Source organism: Anaerotignum sp. (assembly GCF_031981185.1).
Taxonomy (GTDB): domain Bacteria; phylum Bacillota; class Clostridia; order Lachnospirales; family Anaerotignaceae; genus Chakrabartyella.
This window is the reverse complement of the sequence record NZ_DALYUL010000010.1, coordinates 30394-41125: the sequence shown is the minus strand read 5'-3', so window position 1 is coordinate 41125 and position 10732 is coordinate 30394. Positions and strand designations below refer to the sequence as shown.

The window sequence follows — 10732 nt, the reverse complement described above, 5'->3', positions numbered from 1 at the left end:
TCAGGTTTGTTTCAGGGGAAAACCTGTGGAGCCCCTATTTGTGCAATGATTGAGAATATAAATACAAAATCCAAGGATTACGACCAACTGAAAGACTTGCCAAGACCCGGCCATGCGGATTTTACCGCAGAAGTGAAATACCATGGTTTTCAAGACCATCGTGGTGGTGGACATTTTTCGGGGAGATTGACAGCACCCCTATGCTTTGCCGGTGCGGTATGTTTACAAATATTAGAGCGCAGAGGCATTACCATTGGTGCCCACATCCTTTCTATTCATGAAGGGAAAGATGAAAGCATCAATCCTGTTGATATTACAAAAGATGAATTAATACAAATTGCTGAAAAAGCTTTTCCAACAATAGATGATGGGATGGCGGAAAAAATGCAGAATATTATTCAACAGGCTAGGGAGCAAGGGGATTCCGTTGGCGGAGTAATTGAGAGTGTTGCCATTGGATTGCCGGTGGGCGTTGGTGAGCCTATGTTTGATGGTTTGGAAAGTAAACTATCTTCTATCCTATTTGCTATTCCCGCAGTAAAAGGCGTGGAGTTTGGTGAAGGTCTCGGCGTGGCAGAGCTTTTAGGTTCGGAAAACAATGACAGCTTCTATTATATAGAAGAAAATGGTGAAATTAAAACGAAAACCAATCATCATGGTGGCAGCCTAGGCGGGATTTCCAGTGGAATGCCATTGGTTATTCGCACCGCATTTAAGCCAACGCCATCCATTAGCAAAGAGCAATCAACGATTAGCCTCAAGGAAGGAAAAGATGCCTCTGTAAAGGTAGTTGGGCGGCATGATCCTTGCATCGTTCCCAGAGCAGTACCTTGTGTGGAAGCTGCCATGGCTATCGCTCTATTGGATTTATATGAGGAATATAAAAAGTAAAAAAGGATTTCGGCTTTTAAAAGAGCAGAACCCTTAATTATTTTTTAAATTTATCTATATTAATAAGATTTATATTTCAGAAAAACTAACACATAACATTTAAATTAGGAATAGCGACTATCAAGGAACCGCTATATTTAAGGAGGAACGAAAGATGGACTTAGATGCTTTAAGATTGAGAGTGAATGAAATTGATGATGAAATTGCAAAACTTTTTGTAGAACGTATGCAGACGTCAGCGAAAATTGCTGAGGCAAAAGCAGAAAAAAATCTGCCTGTTTTAGACCAAAAAAGAGAAAATCAGGTGCTGCAACGGGTGATGGATCAAGCGGGAGAAGAATTTGAATTATATATTAAAACACTGTATCACACTATGTTTGAAGTGAGCAGAAGCTATCAGGCTGGGCTTTTAACAAAAGAAACACCTCTTTCTCAAGAAATTCTTGCAAATATTCAAGAGCCCAAGCTGGAGTTCCCAAGAAAAGCAGTTGTTGCTTGCCAGGGAGTGGAAGGTTCCTATGCAGAGCGAGCATGCGGAAAGCTTTTTTCTATGCCCAACACCATGTTTTTCAATAGCTTTGAAAGCGTTTTCAATGCGGTGGAGATGGGCCTTTGCCAATATGGTGTTTTGCCGATTGAAAACAGTTCTGCCGGTTCTGTAACTGAGGTTTATGATTTGATGGTTCGTCACAAATTTTATGTGGTGAAAAGCTTGAAGCTGCATATCAATCATGCCCTTGTTGCGAAAAAAGGAATTAAACTTTCTGACATCAAAGAAATTATTTCTCACGAGCAGGCATTGCAACAGTGCAGTGAATTTTTAAAATCCTTACCTAATGTAAAAGTTACAGTGTTTGAAAATACTGCTACAGCAGCAAAGTATGTTGCGGAATGTGATCGTACAGATATAGCGGCACTTTCCTCACCAGAATGCGCCAAACTATATGGCTTAGATATTTTGAAAGAAGATGTTCAGAATAACGCAAATAATTACACCCGCTTTATTTGTATAGCAAAGAATATGGAGATTTATGCTGGAGCAAACAAGATAAGCTTGATGCTTTCAGTGGCGCATAGACCAGGCTCTCTCCATGAGATGATTGGGAAGGTTTCCTGTCAAGGTCTGAACCTTTCCAAGTTGGAAAGCCGCCCCATCCCAGGAAAAGATTTTGAGTTCCGCTTCTATTTTGATATTGAAGGTTCTGTATTCTCACCCTATGTATTGACACTGCTGAAAGATATGGAACTATCTGCAGAAAAACTATCCTTCTTAGGATGCTATTCAGAAATGTAAGGGGCGATGAAATGAAGATTCTCGTGCTGAACGGACCAAATTTGAATATGCTTGGTATTCGTGAAAAAGGGATTTACGGAAATGAAACCTATGAGGACTTGGTACATTTAATAGAAGAAACAGCAAAAGAAAAAGGCGTCGAGGTGGATATATTTCAATCCAACCATGAGGGCGCCCTGGTTGACCGCATACAGCAGGCCTATTTTGATAAAACAGAGGGTATAGTGATAAACCCCGCTGCCTATACCCATACTAGCGTTGCCATTTTGGATGCATTGAAGGCGGTAAATTTGCCTGCGGTAGAGGTACACATAACTGATGTAAGCCAGAGGGAAGATTTTCGACAGATTTCCTATGCGGGAAAGGCTTGTGTCAAAACCATAATGGGCAAAGGCTTTTTAGGATATAAAGAAGCAATGCTGTTTTTATTGGAAAGAGGAAATGGGAGAGGGGAATAAGCAATGATTTCAAAAAATATGAAGGAATTGGTTGATAAGAGTGCTGCTATCAGTGCACTTTTTACGGAAGGCCCACGACTGCGCAAATTATTGGGGGATGAAAATGTTTTTGATTTTGGAATTGGCAACCCAAACGTAAAAGCCCCCATCTCGGTGAATCAAACAGCAATTGAATTGCTGGAGAATATGGACTCCTTGGCGCTACACAGTTATACTGACGGCGCAGGTATACCTGAGGTACGTCAGGCTATTGCGGAGAGTTTAAATCGTCGTTTTGGTGAAGAATATACAGGAAAAAACATTATTATGACTACAGGTGCAGCAGGAGGCTTGAATGTTATTTTAAAAGTTCTGCTAGATCAAGGAGACGAGGTTTTGACTTTTGCCCCTTATTTTTCAGAATATGATGTATATGTTTCCAATGCAGGTGGAAGTTTGATATCCATTGCGCCTAATATTCCTTCTTTCTTACCGGATGCCCATCAATTGGGGGAAGCGATCACTTCTAAAACAAAGGCTATTATCATTAACAACCCCAATAACCCCACCGGCGTGGTTTATGATGAAGCGACCTTGAAAAAAGTAGCCGATGTTTTAAATAAGAAGGGAAAAGAATTTGGAACAACAATTTATTTGATTTCAGACGAGCCCTATAGGGAATTGGTTTTTGATGGTGTGACAGTGCCTTATATACCTAAGATCTATGGCAATACAATTGTTGCCTACTCCTTCTCAAAGTCCCTTTCTTTGCCGGGAGACAGAATCGGCTATTTGACCATCCCTTCTACGGTAGGTGATTTTGAGGATGTGGTTTATGGTGCAGGGGTTGCCAACCGTGTGCTGGGCTTTGTGAATGCCCCTGCATTACAACAATTGGTAGTTGCAAGGTGCTGTGATGAAAAGTCAGACATCGCTTTTTATGATAAAAACAGAGAGACTTTATACAACGCCCTAATCAGTTATGGTTTTGAATGTGCGAAACCACAAGGTGCCTTTTACCTCTTTGTAAAGGCGCTGGAAGAAGACGATGTTGCCTTTGTAAATAAAGCAAAGGAATTCGGTATTCTTATGACACCAGGTAGAGGTTTTGGGTGTAAAGGTTACGTTAGAATTGCCTATTGTGTGGCAAGAACTGTCATCGAAAGAGCCCTTCCTTCCTTTGAAAAGCTGGCAAAGGCATATAAAAAATAAATTTTAAATATTCAATTGGCAGGTATTGCATAAGCAGTACCTGTTTTTTTCGTGTAAGGGGAGGAAAGTGGAGAGGGAAGTAAAGGTTTTTCCTTTAAAATGAGATTGGTGAACAGATTTGTTTGGGTGGGTGGATAGTGGTGGTGAAATAAATTGTCGTTTCTCGTTGAAATATTCTCTTATATGAGTATAAACACTGAATTATCAAGGTTTTTTTCTGAAAACCGCAGAATTTTTTTGTGCTATGGGGCTTGCCTATTTCCGTTAAATATATTACAATGTGGTTAATAGTGGTGGAAAGTGGGCGAAAATGGTTTGGAATGCCCTGTATTTCCCTGAAAAGGTGAAGGGTGGTGACTACAAAATGTTTCTCGGTGAATTTCAACATTCCATTGATTCCAAAGGGCGCTTAATTGTGCCATCAAAATTTCGAGACGGCTTAGGTGAACATTTTGTGGTAACCAAAGGTTTGGATAATTGCTTATTTGCATATCCCAAAAGTGAATGGGCAATTTTTGAAGAAAAATTAAAACAGCTACCTTTAACTAGCAGTGGTGCAAGAAAATTTGTCCGCTTTTTCTTTTCGGGCGCCATCGAATGCGATTTAGATAATCAGGGAAGAATAAATTTGCCTGCAAATCTTAGAGAATATGCAGGATTAAAAAAGGACGTTGTTTCTATTGGAGTAAACAATCGAGTGGAAATTTGGAATAAGGATGATTGGGCTGAATATAACAACGAAGAGAATTTCATTAGCAATGAATTGGCTTTTGAAATGGAGAATTTGGGGATTTAATTAGACAATGACACAGGGACAAGCCTTGGACGAGAAAATAAGAAAATAAGTTTTGGTACTGAATTTTCTTTGAAATCCACGGTTTGACTGCTTTGATAAAATATTTTAAATCAATACAAGGGATTAATGTAAATCAGAAAGGATAAAGATGGCGGGATTACGCTGTCTAAGGTGGCCATTTTGGAATTTCATCATGTTTCCGTACTTCTTTGGGAGTGCATTGAAAATTTAAAAATTAAACCTGATGGGGTTTATGTAGATGGAACAATGGGCGGTGGCGGTCATTCCTTAGAAATTGCAAAAAAGCTGACAACAGGCAGACTGATTTGTATTGATCAGGATTTGAATGCCCATAAGGCGGCAAAGGAAAGACTAAAGGAACATTTGGATAAAATCACTTTTGTGCACAATAATTTTGGTAATATCGGCAGCATTCTGGATGGACTGGGTATTGAAAAAATTGATGGAATGCTTTTGGATATAGGGGTATCTTCTCATCAGTTGGATGAAGCAGAAAGAGGCTTTTCCTATCAGCATGATGCACCTCTGGATATGAGAATGGATACGACCAACCCATTTTCTGCGTATGCCATTATCAATGAATATAACGAGGACGAGCTAAATCGTGTTATTTTCAACTATGGTGAGGAACGTTGGGCAAGAAGAATTGCACAATTCATCGTGCAGGAAAGGCAAAATAAGCCCATAGAATCAACTGGTGAATTGGTTGAGGTAATTAAAAAGGCAGTGCCTAAGGGCGCCAGAAAGGATGGTCCTCATCCTGCGAAGAGAACTTTTCAGGCAATTCGCATTGAGGTAAATGGTGAGTTGGAGGTTTTGCAGCAGGCCATTGATGCCGTGGCAAATAGATTGAAGCCTGGCGGAAGACTTTGTATCATCACGTTTCATTCTCTGGAGGACAGAATTGTAAAAGAGGCTTTTCGTAAGCAAGAAAACCCTTGTGTTTGTCCCCCTCAATTTCCTGTTTGTATGTGTGGAAAAAAGCAAACAGGTAAGGTGATTACAAGAAAACCTATTATATCTAGTGAAGAAGAACTAGAAATGAATCCCCGTGCCAGAAGCGCAAAGCTTCGTGTATTGGAGGGAGTAGAAAACTAAATGGAAAGGGGTATTAGGCATGGCAGCGAAAAAATATAACAGATATGGAAATAATTTTAAAGGTTCTTCCTACTATGCCTACGGCAACGTCGCATATGACGTACAGCCGGAATACACCCCTTATTATACAGATGAAGAAGAAAAAAATCGCATTGCAGAGGAAAAAGCCCAAAAGGCAGAAAACAGAGAAAGCAGGATTACTGCATTTAAATTGATTATTATTATGATTATTCTTTTTGCAGGAAGCATTGTTTTCATGGGTATGAATGTTAGAGTGGCCAACGAGAGAGTGGAGCTGCGGAAGGATAAAAATCAACTTGCCGAATTAAAATCAAGCAACGCCATTTTAGAGGCGGAGCTAACGGAGCAGATTGATTTGGGCTATATTAAGGAGCAGGCTACAACACGCCTTGGTATGGCTGAACCTCAGCCTTATCAAATCGTATACATAGACGTACCAAAGCAGAGCTATACTGTGCAATATGCGGCGGACACAACAAATGAAGACAATAATTCTGGTTTTTTAAAATTTAAAAGTCGATTGAAAAAGGATTGATGTATGATGAAAAAAACGACAACAGGAATAAAGGCAAACGGAAAATTTGCTTTTATTCTTTTTGTGTTTATGGCAGTATTCACAACTATTTTTGGCAGAATCGTTTATCTGAAGGTAGTTCATGGAGAAGAGTATGAGGCAGCTGCGAAAAATCAGCAAATTAACCGTTATGATGTAGTTATTGCTGCCAACAGAGGGAGTATCCTTGACCGAAACGAGCAAGTGCTTGCAATCTCCACGGCGGTTTATAACGTGGTTCTTGACCCTTTGATTTTAGCAGAAAATAAAGAAGCCGAGCAAGAAAAAACGATAAAAACATTGTGCCAGAAATTTCCTGAGTTGGACTATGCAACCTTAAAAGGCTACATTACCGTAAATCCCGCAACTGGAAAAATAAACTTACCGAACAACTGGAAATACTTAGTGAAAGAGATTGATCGTCCCTTAAAAGAGGAACTAGAAGCTCTAAAATTAAAAGGGGTTTATTACGAGCAGACAACAAAACGCTCCTATCCTTTGAAAACGTTAGGGTGTCACTTGCTAGGCTTCATCCGAGGCGATGCGCAATGGGGCATTGAGGGGAAATATGATGACTATATGGTAGGTACACCTGGACGCTCTTTTATTCTGTACGATGGCGCCGATGGCGTTTCTTATCAGGATTATCCTGCAAAGGATGGTGATACTGTAGTAACCACCATTGACTACACCATTCAGCAGTATGCCGAAGAAGCTGTGGCAGAGACTGCCGCCAAGTGGCCTTCTGAGCATATTGCCTCGGTTGTGATGGACCCCAGTACAGGGGAAATCATTGCTTTGGCGGAATCCAATCCCTTTGATTTGAATCAGCCCGGAACACCATTACAGACTGAAACAGACCCTGCATTTAAGACTGCATGGGGAGCTAAAAGCAGCAAAGATCAAATGGATTATTTAAATAATATGTGGAAAAACTTTACTATCAGCAGTACGTATGAGCCAGGTTCCATTTATAAGCCTTTGATAGCGGCCGCAGCGCTGGAAGAAGGGGTGATTACTCCACAAACAACCTTTTATTGTGGTGGTTCCATAGATGTAAGTGGTACGCCAATTCACTGTCATTTAAGAACGGGACATGGCACTGTGAATGTAAAAGAAATTTTAGCGCAATCTTGTAATGTAGGTATTATTCAGATTGCCCAGAAGCTTGGAGCTGAGAAAGTATACCGATATCAAATGGAGTTTGGTTTCGGTAAAAAAACGGGCATCGATTTACCAGGTGAAGAGGATGCTTCAAAGGTGCTTCACTCTTTATCAGGCATTGGCCCTACAGAATTGGCTACCATTTCCTTTGGACAGACCTTTAACTGTACAACGATTCAAATTATTACAGCATTTTCTGCTTTGATAAACGGGGGGAATATTATGAAGCCCTACGTTGTTTCTCAGGTCATAGATCCCAATGGTGATGTTGCATTTGAGAATAAACCAGAGGTAGTGCGTCAGGTTATTTCCAAAAAGACTTCTGATTATTTGCGCATTGCCCTAAAGGCAACTGTGGAAGAAGGAACGGGTAAGAAAATACAGATTCCCGGTTATTCCATCGGATGTAAAACGGGAACTGCGGAGCAGGGCTCCAGAGAAAGAGATGACCTTTGGACATTGACCCATATGGCATATTTCCCTGCTGAAAATCCAAAGTATATAATCCTTTCGGTAATTCATCTTCCTGAGACTTATGTGGATGGGGTACAAAGCACTGCCCCCATGACAAAGAGTTTGATGGAAAAAATAATAAAATATAAGAATTTGGAACCTACGGAAAAAGCAGCAAATGCTTCAACGTTGACCACGAAGGCAACTGTTAAGCTCCCTGACTATGTTGGCAGTTCAGCTTATGATGTTGTGTCTGATTTGGATGGAAAAGAATTAACCTATAAAGTGGTAGGAACAGGCAATACCATTACAAATCAGGTGCCTAAGGGTGGTACGCAAGTAGAAAAAGGTAGTGAAATTATTCTATATGTGCAAAGATCTGAAAAGGATGAAGGGGCAGCATCTGTACCAAATGTAGTTGGTAAAACCTATAATGAGGCAACGGCAGCTTTGAAAGAGGCAGGCTTTGAAGTGGTTTTTGAGGGTGAGACTGAAGGAGTTGTTTCTTCTCAGAACCCTAAATATGGTGTATCAGCCAAAAAGGGCTCTGAAGTTAAAATACAGCTCACAAAAAAGGATGGGGATAAAAAAAATACATCTCAAAGTGAGTGAAATTATAACGTTAAACAGTAATAATTTTTCAATGTCTATATATTTTTGAATGATCGCTGAGGTTAAGAGCAAGATTTACAATAGATATGTTATCTAAGTTCAAAAGGAGATACAGTCGCCGTTATATTTTCATAACCTAAGACTTGTCTTTCTGAATTAAACGCATACACGCCCTGTTTTTTCCATATATTTTTTATAAATGGAGAAGACAGGGGTGTTTTTCATGGAAAGACCACCTATAGGGGTTAAAAAAAAGCTGCTGGTATTTTTGTTTGGGGCAATGTTTGGTTTTACACTATTGCTCGGCAGAATTATTTATATTGAGCTGTTCCGTTCCCAGCAGTGGCAGGAAATGGCCTATGAACAGCAAACAAGAGATAGGCTAATTATGCCGAAAAGAGGCAGTATTTTGGATAGGAATGGTGTGGGAATTGCGTTGACGGAAACGGTAAATGCTGTTAGTGTTATTCCAGTACAAGCAAAAGATAAAGAAAAAACCGCATCTTATCTAGCGGAAAAATTGGATTTGGATTATGAGACTGTTCTAAAAAAAGTTCAGGAAAAAGTGGCTTTGGTTAGAATAAAAACCAAGGTTGACAGTGAGCTGGCGGCGGAGATTCGAAAAGCGGAAATCCCTGGTGTCATGGTTGATGAGGATGTAAAGCGGGTATATCCCTTTTCGGAAATGGGTGCCCAAGTAATTGGTTTTGTAGGGAAGGACAATCAGGGCATTTTGGGTCTTGAGGCAAAATACGACGATATTTTAGAGGGTAAGCAGGGAAAAATTTTGACCCTTACCGATTCCAGAGGAAATGAAGTTGACAGTCAACAGGAACGAATTCCTCCTGAGGATGGAAAAAATCTTGTGACTACCATCGACGTGGTGCTGCAACAATATGCAGAGCAAACCATTGCAAAAGCGGTTGAGACGAAGGACGCAGATCATGGACTAATCATTGTCTTGAATCCACAAAACGGTGAAATATATGCTATGGCAAATTATCCGTTTTTTGACTTGAACGATCCGTTTACCATTAATGATGACGCTTTGGCGCAAGTTTGGGGCACCCTTTCAGAAAAGGAACGAAATGATTATTTGAATGCAATGTGGCGAAATACTGCCATTAATGATACCTATGAGCCGGGCAGTACTTTTAAAATTGTTACCTCGGCGGCGGGGCTTGAAGAGGGTGTGGTAACGCCGGAAAGCACCTTTCAATGCAACGGATTTTATGTAGTTGGTGATAGACGAATTAAATGCTGGCGTTTTCCCCGTACCCATGGTACGGAAACCTTTGTGCAGGGTGTGCAAAACTCCTGTAACCCTGTTTTTATGCAGGTTGCCGAGCGGGTAGGTGCAGAGAAGTTTTTGAATTATATGAAGAAATTTGGTTTTGACCAAAAAACAGGAGTTGATCTTGCCGGTGAAGCGGTTGGCATTATCCATAAGCTTGAAAACATTGGCCCGGTAGAGCTGGCGACAATGAGCTTCGGTCAATCTTTTCAAATTACACCGCTACAGCTTTTAAGAGCGGCAGCGTCTATTGTGAATGGCGGGAACCTTGTAACCCCCCATTTTGCAAAGGGAATTGCTGATGAAGATGGAAATATGGTTGAAGAATTTCAATATGAAAAAGGGGAACAGGTCATTTCAAAGGAAACATCTGAAACCATGAAGATGATACTGGAAAGTGTAGTATCCCAGGGAACTGGTAGCAAGACCTACATTCCGGGATATCGCATTGGCGGTAAAACAGCCACATCCGAAAAGTTACCACGTAAAAGCGGTAAATATATTGCATCTTTTATGGCCTTTGCACCGGCAGAGAACCCCCAAATAATGGCGTTGGTTTTAATTGATGAGCCCAAGGGCGTTTACTATGGTGGTACCGTGGCAGGCCCCGTAATGCAGGATTTGATGAAGAATACTTTGCCATACATAGGCATTGAACCAGTTTATAGTGAAAAAGAAGCACAGGAGGCGGCAAAGGAACAAGCAACTATGCCTGAGGTGATAGGAATGAGCTATCAGGAGGCAAAAAATACGATACAAAAAGAGGGATTGTCTGTTAGCATTCGAGGAGAAGGAGAAACTGTGCAAAGGCAACTTCCGCCCTCGGGAGAAACGATAAATAAAGGAACACAGGTAATTGTTTATTTAGAATGATTAGAAATAACTT

General features: G+C 40.6%; 9 protein-coding genes. All 9 read left to right on the top strand.

Annotated elements, in window-relative coordinates; genetic code table 11:
• Positions 1–891 (top strand): chorismate synthase (aroC, locus tag RTK36_RS07355; protein WP_312045764.1); only part of this gene is annotated, 891 nt, incomplete at its 5' end.
• Between the two features lie 154 nt (positions 892–1045).
• Positions 1046–2185 (top strand): bifunctional chorismate mutase/prephenate dehydratase, encoded by a 1140-nt coding sequence (locus RTK36_RS07350; RefSeq protein WP_312045762.1) that lies wholly within the window; start codon positions 1046–1048, stop codon positions 2183–2185.
• Between the two features lie 11 nt (positions 2186–2196).
• On the top strand, positions 2197–2643 hold the full coding sequence (gene aroQ / locus RTK36_RS07345) for a type II 3-dehydroquinate dehydratase (RefSeq protein ID WP_312045760.1): 447 nt from the start codon (positions 2197–2199) through the stop codon (positions 2641–2643).
• Positions 2644–2646: 3 nt separating this feature from the next.
• Positions 2647–3834, top strand: coding sequence for a pyridoxal phosphate-dependent aminotransferase (locus tag RTK36_RS07340; RefSeq protein ID WP_312045758.1), 1188 nt, complete (start codon positions 2647–2649; stop codon positions 3832–3834).
• 364 nt (positions 3835–4198) lie between these two features.
• Positions 4199–4630, top strand: a complete 432-nt coding sequence (gene mraZ / locus RTK36_RS07335) for a division/cell wall cluster transcriptional repressor MraZ (RefSeq protein ID WP_066048962.1) — start codon at positions 4199–4201, stop codon at positions 4628–4630.
• Between the two features lie 180 nt (positions 4631–4810).
• Entirely contained in the window at positions 4811–5749 is a 939-nt protein-coding gene (rsmH, locus tag RTK36_RS07330) for a 16S rRNA (cytosine(1402)-N(4))-methyltransferase RsmH (protein ID WP_312045756.1), read from the top strand.
• A gap of 19 nt (positions 5750–5768) precedes the next feature.
• Complete coding sequence (locus tag RTK36_RS07325) at positions 5769–6305, top strand: FtsB family cell division protein (protein ID WP_312045754.1); 537 nt, start codon at positions 5769–5771, stop codon at positions 6303–6305.
• A gap of 3 nt (positions 6306–6308) precedes the next feature.
• A complete protein-coding gene (locus tag RTK36_RS07320) occupies positions 6309–8552 on the top strand; it encodes a penicillin-binding transpeptidase domain-containing protein (protein WP_312045752.1) in 2244 nt (747 codons plus the stop codon).
• A 223-nt stretch (positions 8553–8775) separates the two neighbouring features.
• Positions 8776–10719, top strand: a complete 1944-nt coding sequence (locus RTK36_RS07315; protein WP_312045750.1) for a penicillin-binding transpeptidase domain-containing protein — start codon at positions 8776–8778, stop codon at positions 10717–10719.
• Positions 10720–10732 lie beyond the last annotated feature (13 nt).

Coding starts and splice junctions, on each gene's coding strand:
- RTK36_RS07350 (WP_312045762.1), top strand. CDS start 1,046: ATGGACTTAGATGCTTTAAGATTGAGAGTGAATGAAATTGATGATGAA.
- aroQ (WP_312045760.1), top strand. CDS start 2,197: ATGAAGATTCTCGTGCTGAACGGACCAAATTTGAATATGCTTGGTATT.
- mraZ (WP_066048962.1), top strand. CDS start 4,199: ATGTTTCTCGGTGAATTTCAACATTCCATTGATTCCAAAGGGCGCTTA.
- RTK36_RS07325 (WP_312045754.1), top strand. CDS start 5,769: ATGGCAGCGAAAAAATATAACAGATATGGAAATAATTTTAAAGGTTCT.
- RTK36_RS07340 (WP_312045758.1), top strand. CDS start 2,647: ATGATTTCAAAAAATATGAAGGAATTGGTTGATAAGAGTGCTGCTATC.
- RTK36_RS07315 (WP_312045750.1), top strand. CDS start 8,776: ATGGAAAGACCACCTATAGGGGTTAAAAAAAAGCTGCTGGTATTTTTG.
- RTK36_RS07320 (WP_312045752.1), top strand. CDS start 6,309: ATGATGAAAAAAACGACAACAGGAATAAAGGCAAACGGAAAATTTGCT.